Origin of the sequence: Sphingoaurantiacus capsulatus, from assembly GCF_042648405.1 — a bacterium.
In the GTDB taxonomy this organism is placed as follows: Bacteria; Pseudomonadota; Alphaproteobacteria; order Sphingomonadales; family Sphingomonadaceae; genus Sphingoaurantiacus; species Sphingoaurantiacus capsulatus.
In genome coordinates this window covers 190,499-206,639 of the sequence record NZ_JBHRXV010000003.1, presented here as the reverse complement: position 1 = coordinate 206,639, position 16,141 = coordinate 190,499, and the positions used below count along the sequence as shown (strand labels likewise).

General features: G+C 67.7%; 19 protein-coding genes. 11 read left to right on the top strand and 8 right to left on the bottom strand.

Annotated features, from left to right (window positions below):
• Positions 1 to 42: 42 nt before the first annotated feature.
• Both ACFOMD_RS04355 and ACFOMD_RS04350 read left to right on the top strand, forming a co-directional pair.
• On the top strand, positions 43 to 207 hold the full coding sequence (locus tag ACFOMD_RS04355) for a hypothetical protein (RefSeq protein WP_380857388.1): 165 nt from the start codon (positions 43 to 45) through the stop codon (positions 205 to 207).
• Positions 207 to 374 carry a hypothetical protein gene (locus tag ACFOMD_RS04350; protein ID WP_380857385.1) on the top strand — a complete coding sequence of 56 codons (168 nt, stop codon included), beginning with the start codon at positions 207 to 209 and terminating at the stop codon, positions 372 to 374. The genes ACFOMD_RS04355 and ACFOMD_RS04350 overlap by 1 nt, the downstream gene beginning before the upstream one ends.
• On the opposite strand, the gene ACFOMD_RS04345 is transcribed toward ACFOMD_RS04350, so the two are convergent.
• From ACFOMD_RS04345 to ACFOMD_RS04330, 4 genes are read right to left on the bottom strand one after another with little or no spacing between them, the layout of a single operon-like run.
• Positions 371 to 970, bottom strand: a complete 600-nt coding sequence (locus ACFOMD_RS04345) for an ABC-type transport auxiliary lipoprotein family protein (protein WP_380857382.1) — start codon at positions 968 to 970, stop codon at positions 371 to 373. The two genes, ACFOMD_RS04350 and ACFOMD_RS04345, sit on opposite strands and share 4 nt — an antisense overlap.
• Positions 967 to 1,917 (bottom strand): MlaD family protein, encoded by a 951-nt coding sequence (locus ACFOMD_RS04340; protein ID WP_380857379.1) that lies wholly within the window; start codon positions 1,915 to 1,917, stop codon positions 967 to 969. Before ACFOMD_RS04340 ends, ACFOMD_RS04345 begins: the two co-directional genes overlap by 4 nt.
• The gene (locus ACFOMD_RS04335; protein ID WP_380857376.1) at positions 1,917 to 2,705 is read right to left on the bottom strand and encodes an ABC transporter ATP-binding protein; all 789 of its coding nucleotides are present in this window, start codon (positions 2,703 to 2,705) and stop codon (positions 1,917 to 1,919) included. Before ACFOMD_RS04335 ends, ACFOMD_RS04340 begins: the two co-directional genes overlap by 1 nt.
• On the bottom strand, positions 2,702 to 3,829 hold the full coding sequence (locus ACFOMD_RS04330; RefSeq protein ID WP_380857373.1) for an MlaE family lipid ABC transporter permease subunit: 1,128 nt from the start codon (positions 3,827 to 3,829) through the stop codon (positions 2,702 to 2,704). The genes ACFOMD_RS04335 and ACFOMD_RS04330 overlap by 4 nt, the downstream gene beginning before the upstream one ends.
• 132 nt (positions 3,830 to 3,961) lie before the next feature.
• Here ACFOMD_RS04330 and ACFOMD_RS04325 point away from each other — a divergent pair, with 132 nt between their 5' ends.
• Genes ACFOMD_RS04325 through ACFOMD_RS04315 form a run of 3 tightly spaced genes read left to right on the top strand, consistent with a single transcriptional unit; the run spans position 3,962 to position 6,531 of the window.
• Positions 3,962 to 5,065: a CDP-alcohol phosphatidyltransferase family protein gene (locus ACFOMD_RS04325; RefSeq protein WP_380857370.1), complete on the top strand. Its 1,104-nt coding sequence runs from the start codon at positions 3,962 to 3,964 to the stop codon at positions 5,063 to 5,065.
• Between the two features lie 10 nt (positions 5,066 to 5,075).
• Positions 5,076 to 5,852 (top strand): NTP transferase domain-containing protein, encoded by a 777-nt coding sequence (locus ACFOMD_RS04320; RefSeq protein WP_380857367.1) that lies wholly within the window; start codon positions 5,076 to 5,078, stop codon positions 5,850 to 5,852.
• Positions 5,853 to 5,859: 7 nt separating this feature from the next.
• On the top strand, positions 5,860 to 6,531 hold the full coding sequence (locus ACFOMD_RS04315) for an HAD family hydrolase (protein ID WP_380857364.1): 672 nt from the start codon (positions 5,860 to 5,862) through the stop codon (positions 6,529 to 6,531).
• A 60-nt stretch (positions 6,532 to 6,591) separates the two neighbouring features.
• Here ACFOMD_RS04315 and acnA read toward each other — a convergent pair whose 3' ends face one another.
• The 3 genes from acnA to ACFOMD_RS04300 form a co-directional block, all read right to left on the bottom strand.
• Complete coding sequence (acnA, locus tag ACFOMD_RS04310; RefSeq protein WP_380857361.1) at positions 6,592 to 9,276, bottom strand: aconitate hydratase AcnA; 2,685 nt, start codon at positions 9,274 to 9,276, stop codon at positions 6,592 to 6,594.
• Between the two features lie 109 nt (positions 9,277 to 9,385).
• Positions 9,386 to 10,279 (bottom strand): DMT family transporter, encoded by an 894-nt coding sequence (locus ACFOMD_RS04305; protein ID WP_380857358.1) that lies wholly within the window; start codon positions 10,277 to 10,279, stop codon positions 9,386 to 9,388.
• Between the two features lie 105 nt (positions 10,280 to 10,384).
• Positions 10,385 to 10,672, bottom strand: a complete 288-nt coding sequence (locus ACFOMD_RS04300; protein WP_380857355.1) for a hypothetical protein — start codon at positions 10,670 to 10,672, stop codon at positions 10,385 to 10,387.
• 127 nt (positions 10,673 to 10,799) lie between these two features.
• On the opposite strand from ACFOMD_RS04300, the gene ACFOMD_RS04295 reads away from it, so the two are divergent.
• The 6 genes from ACFOMD_RS04295 (at position 10,800) to ccmE (ending at position 15,257) form a co-directional block, all read left to right on the top strand.
• A complete protein-coding gene (locus ACFOMD_RS04295) occupies positions 10,800 to 12,443 on the top strand; it encodes an MFS transporter (RefSeq protein WP_380857352.1) in 1,644 nt (547 codons plus the stop codon).
• A 269-nt stretch (positions 12,444 to 12,712) separates the two neighbouring features.
• Positions 12,713 to 13,303, top strand: a complete 591-nt coding sequence (gene ccmA / locus ACFOMD_RS04290; protein ID WP_380857349.1) for a heme ABC exporter ATP-binding protein CcmA — start codon at positions 12,713 to 12,715, stop codon at positions 13,301 to 13,303.
• Entirely contained in the window at positions 13,300 to 13,947 is a 648-nt protein-coding gene (gene ccmB / locus ACFOMD_RS04285) for a heme exporter protein CcmB (protein ID WP_380857346.1), read from the top strand. Before ccmA ends, ccmB begins: the two co-directional genes overlap by 4 nt.
• 22 nt (positions 13,948 to 13,969) lie before the next feature.
• Entirely contained in the window at positions 13,970 to 14,692 is a 723-nt protein-coding gene (locus tag ACFOMD_RS04280; RefSeq protein ID WP_380857343.1) for a heme ABC transporter permease, read from the top strand.
• On the top strand, positions 14,692 to 14,832 hold the full coding sequence (gene ccmD / locus ACFOMD_RS04275) for a heme exporter protein CcmD (RefSeq protein ID WP_380857340.1): 141 nt from the start codon (positions 14,692 to 14,694) through the stop codon (positions 14,830 to 14,832). Before ACFOMD_RS04280 ends, ccmD begins: the two co-directional genes overlap by 1 nt.
• The gene (gene ccmE / locus ACFOMD_RS04270) at positions 14,829 to 15,257 is read left to right on the top strand and encodes a cytochrome c maturation protein CcmE (RefSeq protein WP_380857337.1); all 429 of its coding nucleotides are present in this window, start codon (positions 14,829 to 14,831) and stop codon (positions 15,255 to 15,257) included. The genes ccmD and ccmE overlap by 4 nt, the downstream gene beginning before the upstream one ends.
• Before the next feature lie 22 nt (positions 15,258 to 15,279).
• Here the strand turns inward: ccmE and purC are convergent, their stop codons facing one another.
• Positions 15,280 to 16,059, bottom strand: coding sequence for a phosphoribosylaminoimidazolesuccinocarboxamide synthase (gene purC / locus ACFOMD_RS04265; RefSeq protein ID WP_380857335.1), 780 nt, complete (start codon positions 16,057 to 16,059; stop codon positions 15,280 to 15,282).
• Positions 16,060 to 16,141: the final 82 nt, after the last annotated feature.

Below are 16,141 nucleotides of genomic sequence, written 5' to 3'. Positions count from 1 at the left end.
GCGGCCGGCGGTTGATCGGCTGTAGCGTAGCGAGGATTTCCCATGGCCGACCGCGATCCCGACAACCCGATGCAGCCGCCGCGCAAGACGCGCGATGTGATGAAGGGCGCAGGCCGTGCGCCGGCGCCCGACATTCCCGACGCACCGGAAGACCCCGCCACCGACAAGGCAACCAGCGCCGTTGAAAATGATCAGGCGAGCGCCTGATGACGCTGCTTCGCCTCGCTGAACTGATGATGTTCCTGCTGCTGGTCGCCTGGACGGTGGTGTTTCCGCTCGCGACCCTGCTGTCGGTGCTGCTGACTTTGCCAATCGCCGCGCTGCTCTGGAAGCGCTTCGCGCCGGCGCCCGCCGCGGTAAGCCGGCGGCTTTAGCCGCCCGCCACCCAGCCCGCGACCTGCCCGGCGACCTCATTGGCCGCTTCATTGAGCGCAGCGCCGACGCTGGCGCCATCCTCGGACACCACCGGCCGCGTCGCCTCGAACCGGCGCGCCGCCACCGGCTGGTTGTTACCGCCGCTGATCAGCGCGTCATAGCGCACGCGCACCTGCCGGTTGCCGCGGACATCGAGCCCGAACTCGACGAGCTGGCCGGTGAGCTTGCGCGCCGCGTTCACGTCCGACTGGCGCTCGCTCAGCACCAGCACGCCTCCCGCGCCGCCGATCGTATCGACGAGCAGCCGCTGGAACAGCTTCGACGGCTGCTCCACCCACGACGCACCCTTCAGATATTGAACCTCGGTGTCGGTCGTGGTCACCGGGACACGCAGGGTCTGCAGCGCGCCCGGCACGCTCGGCTGAGCGATCAGCAAGGTCTTCGCGGGGTCAATCGCCTGTGCGGGCGCGCCGAGCGCCGAGGCGCGCAGGGTGAGCAGCGAGGGCGGCGGCTCGTTGTTGCCGCCGATCTGCACCAGCGGGCCACAGGCACCGAGCGCCAGCAGCACGGCGATCGCGAGAGGGGCGCGCGTCATTGGCTCTTCTCCGGTTCATAGTCGGGCAGCGTGCGCCCGCCGACCAGCGCGCCGGCCGGATCTTCGTCAAGCTTGGCGGCAACCGCGCCGAGCGAATTTGTGATGTCGCGCATGTCGCGCACGAGCTGTCCGAGCTCCGGCACGGTCTGCGTGCTGAACGTCTCGATGCCGGGCTTCGCCGCCTTGGCCGTGCTTTCGACGGCGGCCAGCGTCGCGTCGGCGCGCTGCACGGTGCGGCGCATGTCGGCGATCAGCGGCTTTCCGTCCTCGTTCACCAGCTTGGTCGAGGCATCGGCGGCCTTGGCGAGGCTGTTGGCGGCCAAGCCCAGTTCGCGCACCGCGAAACGCGCTTCGGCGGCGGTGGCGGCGATCTCGTCTGATCGGTCGGCGAAGGCGCGGCTGATCCGCTCGCTGTTGTTGAGGATGCCGGCGATCGACTCCTGGTTGCGGTTGTCGAACAGGCGGGTCAGCCGCTCGGTCAGCGCGCTGACACGCTCCAGCAGCTCCGGCGCGCTCGACAGCAGCTCGCCCAGCGCGCCCGGCTTGGTCGGGATCACCGGCTCGCCGAACGGGCCTTCGTCCTCGATCGGCGGCGCGCCGCGGATGGCACCGTCGAGCTGGATCAGCGACACGCCGGTGAAGCCGACGCTCGACAAGGTCGCGGTGGTGCCCTGCAGGATCGGCACTTCCTCGCCGACCTGGATGCGCACGCGCACGAACTCGGGGTTCTCCGGCATCAGCCGGATTTCATCCACCGCGCCGACGGGCACGCCGGAGAATTGCACCTGGCTGCCGACCGCGAGGCCGCTCACTTCCTTGAAGAAGATGTCGTAGCGCTTCTCCTCGCGCGTATCGACGCGCGAAAGCCAGAGGACGAAGCCGAACAGCGCCACGAACAGTGCAAGCACCACGGCACCGACCAGGACGTTGCTGCCCTTATGCTCCATCAGTCGTGCCCCTCAGCCGCCGCGGCCGCACGGCCGCGCGGTCCACGGAAATATTCCTGAACCCATGGATGATCAAACTCCAACAGTTCCGGGATCGTTCCGACCGTCAGCACATGCTTGTCGGCCAGCACCGCGACCCGGTCGCAGATCGCGTACAGCGTATCGAGATCGTGCGTGATGATGAAGACGGTAAGCCCGAGCGATTCGCGCAGCGATTTGATCAGCTCGTCGAAGTTCGCCGCGCCGATCGGGTCGAGCCCGGCGGTCGGCTCGTCGAGAAACAGCAATTGCGGGTCAAGCGCCAGAGAGCGGGCGAGGCCGGCGCGCTTGCGCATGCCGCCCGACAGCTCGCTCGGATATTTAGGGCCCGCCTCGGGGCCGAGCCCGACGAGCGCGATCTTGAAGGCAGCGATCTCGTCCATCAGCGCGTCGTCGAGATCGTAGAATTCGCGCAACGGCACCTGGATATTCTCTGCCACCGTCAGGCCGGAGAAGAGCGCGCCGCTTTGGAACAGCACGCCCCACTGCCGGCGCATCTCGGTCGCTTCCTCGAGCGTCTGCTCGAGCGCGTTCTCGCCGAACACGCTGATCTCGCCGGCAATCGGCGTCTGCAGCCCGATGATCGACCGCATCAGCACCGACTTGCCGGTGCCCGAGCCGCCGACGACGCCGATGATCTCGCCGCGTTTCACCTCGAGGTCGACGCCGTCGTGCACAACCTGCTCGCCGAAGCTGTTCTTCAGCCCTTTGACACTGATGATCGTCTCGCTGGTGCTGGCGTGCTTCATATCCAGCCCAGCGCGGTGAAGAAGACGGCGAAGAAGGCGTCGAGCACGATGACCAGGAAGATCGACTGCACGACCGCGGCGGTGGTGCGCTGCCCGACCGACTCGGCGTTTCCGGTCACCTGCATGCCCTGATAGCAACCGGTCACCGCGATCAGCAGGCCGAACACCGGCGCCTTGATCAGCGCGATCCACAGGTCGGTCAGCGGCACGACTTCCTGGATACGCTGGACGAAGGTGATCAGCGGAATGTCGAGCGACAGCCACGAGAACAGCCCGCCGCCGACGATCGCGAGAATCGACGCGTAGAAGGCGAGCAGCGGCATGACCAGCGCGGTCGCGAGCACGCGCGGCAGGGTCAGCACCTCGGTCGGCGACAGGCCGATGGTGCGCATCGCATCCACCTCTTCGCCAAGCTTCATCGATCCGATCTGCGCGGCAAAGGCACTGCCCGACCGGCCGGCGACCATGATCGCCGTCATCAGCACGCCCAGCTCGCGCGTCACCGACCGGCCGACGAGGTTGATGGTGAACACCTCGGCGCCGAACTGGCGGAGCTGCACGGCGCCTTGCTGTGCGACGACGATGCCGACGAGGAAGGACATCAGCCCGACGATGCCGAGCGAATTGACGCCGACCACCTCCATCTGCCGGACGATCGCCGGCCAGCGGAAGCGGCTCGGATGGCGCAAGGTGCGCACGAACACGCGCATCGTCTCGCCGAGGAAGCCGAGGAAACCGCCGAGCGTGTCGACCACGTCGATGACATGGTCGCCGACTTGGCCGAGGCGGCGGACGAACGGATTGGTGCGGTCGGGGCGGATCTTCACCGGCCGGTCATTGGCGCCGACCTGCTCGATCAGCTTCAGCGTATCCTCGTCGGCGCCCTCGACGGTGGCGACAGCGCCTGCCTTCGTCCAGTCGCGGACGATGCGATAGATCAGCCACGCGCCGGTGGTGTCGACGCGCTCGACCTGGGTCACGTCGATGACTGTCGGGCGGCCATCGGGCGTCAGGTCGCGCAGCCGGCGCGCCACCTCGTTGACGCGCGCCGTCGTCAGCCGCCCGCGAAAGCGGAGGACACGCGTGTCGCCACGGGTCTCGTCGTGCAGCTCGCAGCTTCTCATCGGGGGCAGGGTGTCGGATGGGTTCATATCAGGCAAGCAACAAACGACCGGGGCGTCGAACTGTTGCCTCCGGCGCATTTCCTGAACGTGACAACCATATTTCCGCCACAGGCGCGCCCCTAATGGCGCTCGATGACCCGACCGCCGATCTTCCCCGTCGGAAGCAACGACACCCGCGCCTGGGGCCTGACCGCCGCCGAGCGCCTCGCCCGCATCGCCGCCAAGCAGGACTTCGAACTGCTAGGCGCCCCGCCTGCTGTCGGGGCGGTGCTGCTCGTCGATCTCGGCCATGTCTTCGATCCTGCGTGGCTCGGCCACATCGCCGGGCAGCGGGGCGCCGTGATCACCCGCGAGAGGCGGCCGGTACTGGCGCATGTCACGACCGACGCGGCGACCGCTGCGGCCGCGATGGCGAAAGGCGAGGTACCTGCCGGGCTGACCGTGGTCGCCGTCGAGAGCGGCATCGAGTTGAACAACCACGAGCTGCGCAAGCGCGAGGCGCCGTTCATGCTGCCGCTGACCCCGGCGACGGTGAGCGCGGTCGAGCGCGCGAGCTATTATGGCGCCTACAAGGGCGTCACCGACATCCTCACCAAATATCTGTGGCCGGAACTGGCGTTCCACCTGTCGCGGCTCGCCGCGAAGCTCGGCATGTCGCCCAATCTGGTGACGGCGATCGGCACCGCGTTCTGCATCGCCGCCTTCTTCGCTTTCTGGCTGGGCAACTACTGGCTCGGCATCGGGCTGGGCTTTGTGTTCATGGTGCTCGACACCGTCGACGGGAAGCTGGCGCGCTGCACGGTGACCTCGTCGAAGATCGGTGACATCGCCGACCATGGCGTCGATCTCGTCCACCCGCCTTTCTGGTGGTGGGCGTGGCTGGTCGGCCTCGACAATTACGGCACGCCGCTGCCGACCACCGAGATGACGATCATCCTCGCGATCATCGTCGGCGGCTACATCGCCGGGCGGCTGGTCGAGGGCGCCTTCCTCAAGGCGTGGGGCATGCACATCCACGTCTGGCGGCCGGTCGACAGCTGGTTCCGGCTGATCACCGCGCGCCGCAACCCCAATATGGTGCTGCTGTTCGCGTCGATGCTGGTCGGCCGGCCCGACATCGGCATCATCGCGGTGGCGATCTGGACGGTGGTGTCGCTGGTCTTCCACCTCGTGCGGCTGGCGCAGGCCGGCGCGGCGCGGGCGGCCGGCCGGCCCGTCGCCTCCTGGCTCGGCTGAGGTCCGCCTGGTGCCGTGGACCGCGCTGCTCCTCGCCGGCCAGCGCCCCGGCACCGACCCGCTCGCCGCGCATTTCGGCGAGACCTGGAAGGCGCTGGTGTCGGTCAACGGCGAGCCGATGGTCTCGCGTGTTGCCCGCACCTTGCTCGCCAGCCCGTCGATCGAGCGTGTCGTCGTGCTGGCGCAGGACCCTGCGGCGCTGATCGCGCGGCCCGACACCGAATGGCTGGCCAATGAACCGCGCCTGTCGTTCACATCGTCGATCGCTTCGATCTCGCAGAGCGTCGCCGCGGTGGCGGGCGAGCTCGCGCCGTGGCCGGTGCTCGTCACCACCGCCGATCATGTCCTGCTGACCCCGGCAATGGTCGAGGAGTTCGTTGGCGCGGTCGGCGATGCCGATGTCGCGGTGGCGCTGGTCGAAAGCGAAAACTTGCTCGGCCGCTATCCGGGCAACAAGCGCACCTGGCTACGCTTCCGCGGCGGCGCCTACAGCGGCGCCAATTTGTTCGCGCTCACCGGCCCGCGCGCCCGCGCCGCGCTCGACCTGTGGGCGGGCGTCGAGCAGGACCGCAAGAAGGGCTGGAAGCTGGTTGCCGCCTTCGGGCCGATGCTGCTGCTGCGCGCGCTCACCCGCACCATCACCTTGGCGGGCGGTCTCGAAGCCGCCGGCCAGCGGCTCGGCCTCGCCGCGCGGCCCGTCGTGCTGTCGCAACCCGAGGCGGCGATTGATGTCGACAAGCCCGCTGACCATGGGCTAGCCGAGGCCATCCTTTCCGCGCGGAGCTGAGTTTTCCATGATCGAGCTGGCCATCTACGACATGGACCGGACGATCACCCGCGCCGGCACCTACACCCCCTGGCTGATCTTTTGGGCCTGGCATCGTGCGCCGTGGCGCCTGCTGTTGCTGCCGGTCGCGGCGCTTGCCGGCCTCGCCTATGCGCTGAAGCTGGTCAGCCGGAAGCGGCTGAAGGAGATCAACCAGACGCTGCTGATGGGCCATGCGGTCGACCCGGCGCGGATCGCGCCGATGGCCGAGGCCTATGCAAAGAGGGTGATGGACGGTGGCGTCTACCCCGAAGCGCTCGCACAGGTCGCCGCCGACAAGGCCGCCGGCCGCCGCGTCATCCTCGCCACCGCGTCCTACGCCTTCTACGTCGAGGCGCTGGCGCGCCGCTTCGGCATTTCGAAGGTGATCGCGACCAAGTCGCTGCGCGACGCGCGCGGGCGGATCATCGCCCGGATCGACACCGATAATTGCTACGCCGACGGAAAGCTGCAGATGGTGAAGGACTATCTCGCCGACGCCGGCCTCGATCGGTCGAAGGTGCGGATCAGCTTCTATTCCGACCATTTCTCCGACAAGCCGGTATTCGACTGGTCGGACGAGCCGATCGCCGTCAACGCCTCCGCGCCCTTGCGCGCGCATGCCCGCAAAGAGGGCTGGCAGATCGTCGACTGGCACTAGACGCAACAAGGCCCGCCGTCCCGAGGTGGGGCTGCGGGCCTTGGTTGTCGTCAGTTCTGTTTAGGACGCGAGCTTGCGCAGCACATACTGCAGGATGCCGCCGCTGTAGAAATATTCGAGCTCGTTCTCGGTATCGATGCGGCAGCGCGTCTCGAAGGTTCCGGTCTCGCCGTTGGCGCGGGTGTAGCGAACGGTGAGCATCTGGCGCGGGCGCAGGCTCGCCAGACCCTCGATGTCGAAGGTCTCGCTGCCGTCGAGGCCGAGCGTCTTGCGGTCGCAGCCTTCGGGGAACTGCAGCGGCAGCACGCCCATGCCGACGAGGTTGGAGCGGTGGATGCGCTCGAAGCTCTCGGCGATCACGGCGCGGACGCCGAGGAGGTTGGTGCCCTTCGCTGCCCAGTCGCGCGACGAGCCGGTGCCATATTCCTTGCCGGCGACGACGACGAGCGCGGTGCCCTCGTCCTTGTAGCGCATCGCCGCGTCATAGATCGCCATGACCTCGCCCGAGCCGACGTGCTTCGTCACGCCGCCCTCGATGCCCGGGGTCATCTCGTTCTTGATGCGGATGTTGGCGAAGGTGCCGCGCATCATCACTTCATGGTTGCCGCGGCGCGCGCCGTAGCTGTTGAACTCGGCGCGGGTCACCTGGCGCTCGGTCAGGTAGCGGCCGCCCGGGCTGTCGAGCTTGATGCTGCCGGCCGGCGAGATGTGATCGGTGGTGATCGAGTCGCCGAAGATGGCGAGCGGGCGTGCGTTGCGGATGTCGGACACCGCGCTCGGCGTCATCGACAGGCCCTCGAAATAGGGCGGGTTCTGCACGTACGTCGAAGACGCGCTCCAGTTGTAGGTGGCGCCGCCCGAAATCTTGATGTCCTGCCAGCGCTGGTCGCCTTCGAACACGTTCGAATAGCGCTCCTTGAACATGTCCGAGGTGACATAGGTGTTCACCATGTCTTGGACTTCCTGGTTGGTCGGCCAGATGTCCTTCAGGAACACGTCGCGGCCGTCGGGCGAGGTGCCGATCGGCTTGGTGATGATGTCGCCGCGCACCGAGCCCTTGATCGCATAGGCGACGACCAGCGGCGGCGAGGCGAGGTAGTTGGCGCGCACGTCAGGCGAGACGCGGCCCTCGAAGTTGCGGTTGCCCGACAGCACCGAGGCGGCGACGAGGTCATTCTCGTTGATCGCCGCCGAGATCGGTTCGGCCAGCGGACCCGAGTTGCCGATGCAGGTGGTGCAGCCGTAGCCGACGAGGTTGAAGCCCATCGCGTCGAGATCTTCGCTGAGCTTCGAGCGGTCGAAATAGTCGGTGACGACCTTTGACCCCGGCGCGAGGCTCGACTTCACCCACGGCTTGCGCTCGAGGCCGAAGGCGCGCGCCTTGCGGGCGACGAGGCCGGCGGCGATCAGCACGTTGGGGTTGGAGGTGTTGGTGCAGCTGGTGATCGCGGCGATCACGACGTCGCCATGCCCGACGTCGAAGTCCTCGCCGGCGACGTCGACCCGCTTGTCGGCCTCGTCGCCCTTCTTGTAGCTCGACGCCAGCTCGGTCTCGAACGTCTCGTCAACCTGGCCGAGCAGCACGCGGTCCTGCGGGCGCTTCGGGCCGGCGAGCGACGGCTGGACGCTGCCGAGGTCGAGCGACAGCGTGTCGGTGAACACCGGGTCTTCCGAGGTTACATCGCGCCACATGCCCTGCGCCTTGGCATAGGCTTCGACCAGCGCGATGCGATCGTCGGTACGGCCGGTGAGACGCATGTAGTTGAGCGTCGCCTGGTCGACCGGGAAGAAGCCGCAGGTCGCGCCATATTCCGGCGCCATGTTGGCGATGGTGGCACGGTCGGCGAGCGTCAGGCTGTCGAGGCCGGCGCCGTAGAATTCGACGAAGCGGCCGACAACGCCCTTCGAGCGCAGCATCTGCGTGACGGTCAGCACGAGGTCGGTGGCGGTGATGCCCTCGGGCAGCGTGCCGGTGAGCTTGAAGCCGACCACTTCGGGGATGAGCATCGAAACCGGCTGGCCGAGCATCGCCGCTTCCGCCTCGATGCCGCCGACGCCCCAGCCGAGCACGCCGAGGCCGTTCACCATCGTGGTGTGGCTGTCGGTACCGACGAGCGTGTCCGGATAGGCGACGTTCGCGCCGCTCTCATCCTCGCTCGTCCAGATCGTCTGGGCGAGATATTCGAGGTTCACTTGGTGGCAGATGCCGGTGCCCGGCGGCACGACGCGGAAGTTGCGCAGCGCGGTCTGTCCCCACTTCAGGAACTCGTAGCGCTCGATGTTGCGCGAATATTCGAGGTCCATATTGTCCTCGAACGCCTGCGGCGTGCCGAACTCGTCGACCATGACCGAGTGGTCGATGACGAGGTCGACGGGGACGAGCGGGTTGATCTTCTGCGGGTCGCCGCCGAGCTTGGTCATCGCATCGCGCATCGCGGCGAGATCGACGACGCAGGGGACGCCGGTGAAGTCCTGCATCAGCACGCGGGCCGGGCGGTACTGAATCTCGCGCTCCGAGGCGCGGTCCTTCACCCACTGGGCGAACGCCTTGATGTCATTGACGGTGACCGTCGAGTCGTCCTCGAAGCGCAGCAAATTCTCCAGCAGCACCTTCATCGAATAGGGAAGGCGCGACACGTCGCCGATAATCTCTTGCGCCGCCGGGAGCGAGTAATAGGCGTAGGACTTGCCATCCACTTCGAGGGTGCGGCGGGTCTTCAGCTGGTCGTGTCCAACGGCGGTCAAGGCGGCCTCCTGAGCGGTCATATTGCGATGCAGCGCGGGGTTTAGCGCAGAGGGTCCCGAGGGGAAAGGGCATCTGCCCCTGTACGGACCCTGTTTTTTGACGGGTGGCTTACGCCTTTCGCGTGAGCAGCAAACCGATGCCGATCAGGCCGATGCCGACGGCATGGGCGGTGGTGAACCGTTCCCCGAGCAGCGCGATCGCCAGCAATGAGCCGAAGACGGGCATCAGATTGAGGAAAACGCCGGCGCGCCCCGGCCCCAGCAGTTCGACGCCGCGGTTGAAGAAGGCATAGGCGAGCAGCGACGGGAAGATGCCGACATAGGCGATCGTTGCGAAGCTCTCCGCCACCGGTACGATCCGCCGCCCGGCCATAAGCTCCATCACGTAAAAGGGCGTGATAAACAGGATGGCGATGCCGAAGGTGGCGGCGAGAAAACTTAAGGGATGCACCGGCGGGCGGAAGCGCAGCAGCACCGAATAGAGCACCCAGAGCAGCATCGCGCCGAGGATGATCGCGTCGCCGGGGTTCAGCCGCAGGTGGATCAGCACGTCGATGTCGCCGCCGGCGACGATCACCAGCACGCCGACCAACGACAGCAGCACCCCGACGATCTGCACCGGGCCGGTGCGGTCGCGGAACAGGAAGAACGCCATCAGCATGATCAGCGGCGGCTGTGCCGACTGCATGAGGAGTGCATTGATCGCGGTGGTGTATTGAAGGCCGGAGTAGAGCAGCGTGTTGAATGCCCCGACGCCGAGCGCGCCGAGCGCCACCACCCAGCGCCACTGTTTCAGCAGAATCTCGCGGTCGCGCTTCAGATAGGGCCAGGCGACGCCGATCAGCAGCGTGAACGCCAGCACCCAGCGCCAGAAGGCGAGCCCGACCGGCGGGACGAGGTCACGCGCGGCGCGGCCGATGACCGAATTTCCTGCCCAGAACAGGCAGGTCAGCGTCATCAGCAGATAGGCATTGTTCCACAAGGGGGCGAGGATCGCGCGCATTGGCGCCGTGATAGCCGCTTTCGCTGCCCGCGCATCTCACAAAAAGAAATCGCCGGGCGGTGGAAACCGTCCCGGCGATGCTCAGAGCCGAAAGGCCCTCAAGGCTTAGCGATAGACGCGGTTACCGCGCTTATCGAGGTAGTAGCGGCGGCCCGAGTTATCGCGATAATATTTGCGATCCTTGTCGACCGCGCCGATCACCGCGCCGCCGACGCCGCCGATGATCGCGCCTTCACCGACGCTCAGGCCGGGGATGACGGCACCGGCGACAGCGCCGGCACCGGCGCCGATGGCGCCGCTCTTCAGAACCTTCTTCGTATCGCCGGCCTGCGCCGGCGAGGCGATCACGAGTGCGGCGGCCATGGCGGCCATACCGATACCAATACGGGTCATCTCACTGCTCCTTCGATGACATGCGGAAGGAAGAACCGGCGAACCGCCCGAGTGTTCCGGCGCGGCCACGGTTGCGGGGTAGCGTGCGCTGCGGCAGGTTGCCCCGAAATCACGGGGAGAAGCGGGCATGGAAGTCGTCGGAAGCGCCGGGGGAAAGCAGCGGAGCAAGCTGCTGGTGATCGGCGCCTCGTCGCTCGGCACCGTCTTCGAATGGTATGATTTCTACCTCTACGGCCTGCTCGCTACCGTCATCTCGGTCCAGTTCTTCTCGGGCGTGAACGAGACAACCGGCTTTATCTTCGCGCTCGCCGCCTTTGCCGCCGGCTTCGCGGTGCGCCCGTTCGGCGCGCTGGTGTTCGGGCGCCTGGGCGATCTGGTCGGGCGCAAATACACCTTCCTCGTCACCATGGGGATCATGGGCCTTTCGACATTCCTCGTCGGCGTGCTGCCCAGCTACGCGGCTATCGGCGTCGCGGCGCCTATCCTGCTGGTGATCCTGCGGCTGCTGCAGGGCCTCGCGTTGGGGGGCGAATATGGCGGTGCCGCCACCTATGTCGCCGAGCATGCGCCGCCCGGCAAACGGGGCCTCTACACCAGCTTCATCCAGACCACCGCGACACTCGGCCTGTTCGCCGCGCTGCTGGTCGTCATCGGCACGCGGCTGGCGCTCGGCGAGGAGGCGTTCGCCGACTGGGGTTGGCGCATCCCCTTCCTCGTCTCGATCCTGTTGCTGGCGGTCAGCCTCTGGATCCGCATGCAGCTCGAGGAGAGCCCGGTGTTCGCCGCGATGAAGGCGGAAGGCACCACCTCGAAGGCGCCGTTGCGCGAGGCGTTCGGCGAATGGTCGAACCTGAAGATCGTGCTGGTCGCGCTGTTCGGGGCCGTCGCCGGCCAGGCGGTCGTCTGGTACGCGGGGCAATTCTACGCGCTGTTCTTCCTCGAAAAGACGCTGAAGGTCGATGGCGCCACCGCCAATGTGCTGATGGCGATCGCGCTGGCGCTGGCGACGCCCGCCTTCGTGTTCTTCGGCTGGCTGTCGGACAAGATCGGGCGCAAGCCGATCATCCTCACCGGCTGCGCGCTCGCCGTGCTGACCTACTTCCCGCTGTTCGGCGCGCTGACGCAGGCGGCGAACCCGTCGATGGCGCAGGCGCAGGTGCAGTCGCCGGTCGTCGCCTATGCCGATCCCGACCGCTGCTCGGTGCAGTTCGATCCGATCGGCAAGAACCGCTTCGATGGCAGCGGCTGCGACGTCGCCAAGTCGTTCCTGGCGAAGGCAGGCGTTCCCTATTCCAACGCCGAGATCGCCGGCGCGCAGGCCGGCATCCGCATCGGCGATCTCGATATCGCGGCGCCCGTGGCGGAAACGCTGACCCCCGAAGTCCGCGCCGCCGCTATCGCGGCGTTCCAGGCCGAGGCGAAAGCGGCGCTTGCCGCCGCCGGCTATCCCGAGAAAGCCGACACGGCGGCGATGAACAAGCCGCTGGTCGTCGCGATCCTCACCATCCTCGTCCTCTATGTGACGATGGTCTACGGCCCGATCGCGGCGCTGCTGGTCGAGATGTTCCCGGCGCGCATCCGCTACAGCTCGATGTCGCTGCCCTATCATATCGGCAACGGCTGGTTCGGCGGCTTCCTGCCGACGACCTCCTTCGCGATCGTCGCGGCGACCGGGGATATCTATGCGGGGCTCTGGTACCCGATCGTCATCGCGCTGGTGACCATCGTCGTCGGGCTGATCTTCCTGCGCGAACCGCGCGATCCCGACTGAAAATAATGAGGGAGCGGCGGCAATGTGCCGTCGCTCCCTCACCCCAAGCCGTATCGCGGCCTTCGCGGTGCCCCCGCGCGGTAACGGCCTGCCAGGAGTGTCCGTGGCCTTTCGGGGAGACGGACGGGTCCGGGGACCGGTTGGGGAAAGGGAAGCAAGAAACGGACCAGCGGCGGAATTGCTCGTTTTTTTCGTTTCGGGTCCGTCGTGCTTGTAAAAATCTCCGACGCTTCTGGCCGGCTCGCGGCCCCGCCGCTATCGTCGCGCCGATGACCGAGGGAGACGGCAATCTCGAAGCGACCGACCTCGCCTGCGTACGCGGCGGGCGGCTGATCTTCGACGCGCTCGATCTCCGCGTCGCGCCGGGTGAGGCATTGCTGGTGCAGGGCGCCAACGGTGCCGGCAAATCGAGCCTGCTGCGCCTGCTCGCCGGGCTGCTGCGCCCCGCCGCCGGCCGCATCGCCAACCCGTTCCGCACCGCCTATCTCGGCCACGACAATGCGCTGAAGGGCGATCGTACCCTGGCGCAGGAGCTTCGCTTCTGGGCCGCGGTCGATGAGGCCGGCGACCGCTGGCGCGAGGCGCTCGACCGCTTTGACCTTGTCCCGCTCGCCGATTTGCCCACGCGGCTGCTCTCCTCGGGCCAGAAGCGTCGCGCCGCGCTGGCGCGCACCTGGGCGAGCGGCGCCGAGTTGTGGCTGCTAGACGAACCGAGCGTCGGCCTCGATGCCCCCAGCGTCGACCGGCTCGCCGCCGCCTGCGCCGCGCATCGCGCCGGCGGCGGGCTGATCGTCGCCGCGACGCATGTGCCGCTAGGGCTTCAAGATGCGCGCGTGCTGACGATGGAGCGCGCCGCATGATCGCGCTCGTTACCCGCGACCTCGCATTGCGCTTCGGCCGCTGGGGCGGCGTGGCGCTGCCGTTGCTGTTCTTCCTGCTGGTCGCCAGCTTGTTCCCGTTCGCGGTCGGGCCGGAGCCGAAGCTGCTGGGGCGCATCGCCGGCGGCATCATGTGGGTGGCGGCGCTGCTCGCCGCGCTGATGCCGATCGACACCCTGTTCGAGCCCGATCGCGCCGACGGTACGCTCGACCAGCTCGCGGCGCGGCGGATGCCGTTCGAGCTGGTCGCGGCGGCGCGCATCGTCAGTCACTGGCTGGCCTTCGGGCCGTTGCTGCTGCTGACCGTCCCGCTCGCCGCGGCGCTGCTCAACCTGCCGGCCGAGACGATGCCGCGGCTGCTACTCGGCCTCGCGCTCGGCACGCCGGCGCTGGCGGCGCTGGGCGTGGTCGCGGCGGCGTTGACCACCGGGCTGCGCGGCGCGGGGGCGCTCGCCGGGCTGCTGGTGCTGCCGCTGGCGCTGCCGGTGCTGATCTTCGGCGCCGGGGCGATGGCAACCGGCCCGGCCGCCGACGGCGCGATCCGGCTGCTGGCCGCCGCGAGCCTGTTTCTTGTTGCGCTGAGCCCCTTTGCCGCAGGAGCGGCGCTGCGCGCCGCGATCGAATAATGCTAGAGGGCCGACCGTAGCCATGCACCGTTTCGCCAATCCCGCCCGCTTCCTGAAGATCGCGCGTGTCGCGACGCCGATCACCCTGTGGCTCGGCCTCGCGCTGATGGCCGCCGGCCTCGGCATGGGGCTGTTCGCCAGCCCGCCCGATTATCTCCAGGGCGAGTCGGTGCGCATCATGTACGTGCATGTCCCCTCGGCGTGGCTGGCGATGGCCGGCTATCTGTTCCTCGCCGTCGCGGGCGGCGCCTCGCTGGTCTGGCGCCACCCCCTCGCCGATGTGGCGGGAAGGGCGGCGGCGCCCGTCGGTGCGCTGTTCGCGGCGGTGTGCCTGATGACCGGCTCGCTATGGGGACGGCCGACCTGGGGGACCTATTGGGTGTGGGACGCGCGGCTGACCTCGATGCTGGTGCTGCTGTTCCTCTACCTTGGCTACATCGCGCTCGGACAAGCCTATGACGACCGCGAGCGGGGCGGCCGGGCGGCGGCGATCCTCGCGCTGGTCGGGATCGTCAATCTGCCGATCATCAAATTCTCGGTCGAATGGTGGAACACGCTGCACCAGCCGGCGAGCATCCGCCTGTCGGGATCGTCAATTCATGCCGACATGCTGTGGCCGCTGCTGCTGGCGGCGGCGGGCTTCCAGCTGCTCTTCGCGGCGATGGTGCTGATGCGCATGCGCACCGCGCTCGCCGGTCAGGTGGTCGCCGCCCGCGCGGCGCGGCTGGCAGGAGCGCACGGCTGATGGCGCACGCGCCCTTCATCATCGCCAGCTACGCCATCGCGCTCGGCGGCGTGCTCGGCCTGCTGCTGGTCAGCTATGTCTCGATGCGCCGCGCCGAACGGCAGGCGGAGGAATTGCGGAAAGGTCGTCGCGAGCGATGAAGCCGAAGCAACAACGAATGATGCTGCTGGGCGCCGCGCTCGTCGCGCTGGCCGGCGCCGGCGCGCTGGCCGCCTCGGCGCTGGGCGATACCGCCACTTATTTCTACTCTCCGAGCGACGTGTTGGCGAAGGGCGTGCCCCCGGGCGAGGCGATCCGCCTCGGCGGCCTCGTCGAGCCGGGCTCGGTCACCCGAGAAGGCGCCACCATCCACTTCCGCGTCACCGACAATGCGCAGGCGACCGCCGTCGCCTACACCGGCATCATCCCGGACCTGTTTCGCGAAGGGCAGGGGGTGATCGCCGAAGGCAAGTTCGGGGCGGACGGCGGCTTCGTCGCCGATTCGATCCTCGCCAAGCATGACGAGAATTACATGCCGCCCGAGGTCGCGGGCGCGCTGCATAAGACCGAGACCGCCGGGGAATAGTTCCCCGGCGCGCCGGCGGCGGCTACTTGCCGCGCGCCTTGCGGTGCGTCTCGAGATCGAGAACCGTCGAGACATTGCCCTCGGGCAGCAGGCCGAGGCGGCGCGCCACGTCCTGATAGGCCTCGACCTCGCCGCCGAGATCGCGGCGGAAGCGGTCCTTGTCGAGCTTCTCGTTGGTGGTCATGTCCCACAGGCGGCAGCCGTCGGGGCTGATCTCGTCGGCGAGGATGATGCGCGCGAAGTCCCCATCCCACAGCCGGCCGAACTCCAGCTTGAAGTCGACGAGGCGGATGCCAACGGCAGCGAACAGGCCCGACAGGAAGTCGTTGATGCGGATCGCCAGGTCGGCGATGTCGTGCATCTCTTCCTGGCTGGCCCAGCCGAAGGCGGCGATATGCTCGTCGGTGACCATCGGATCGCCGAGCGCGTCGTCCTTCAGATAATATTCGATGATCGTGCGCGGCAGCGGGGTGCCTTCCTCGATGCCGAGGCGTTTGGCGAGGCTGCCGGCGACGACGTTCCGAACCACCACCTCGATCGGCACGATCTCGACCTGGCGAACGAGCTGTTCGCGCATGTTGAGGCGGCGGATGAAGTGGGTCGGGACGCCGATGTGGCCGAGCAGCGTGAACAGATGCTCGGAGATGCGGTTGTTGAGCACACCCTTGCCGCTGATCGTGCCCTTCTTCTGGGCGTTGAACGCGGTCGCGTCGTCCTTGAAATACTGGATGATCGTGCCCGGCTCGGGACCCTCATAGAGGATCTTGGCCTTGCCTTCGTAGATCTGGCGGCGGCGGGACATAGGATCGACGAGCCTCCGTGGCCGGCGGGCGGCGGAAAATGCGCCCTGAAATAGAGCGCCCCGGACATGGCGGAACCACGTG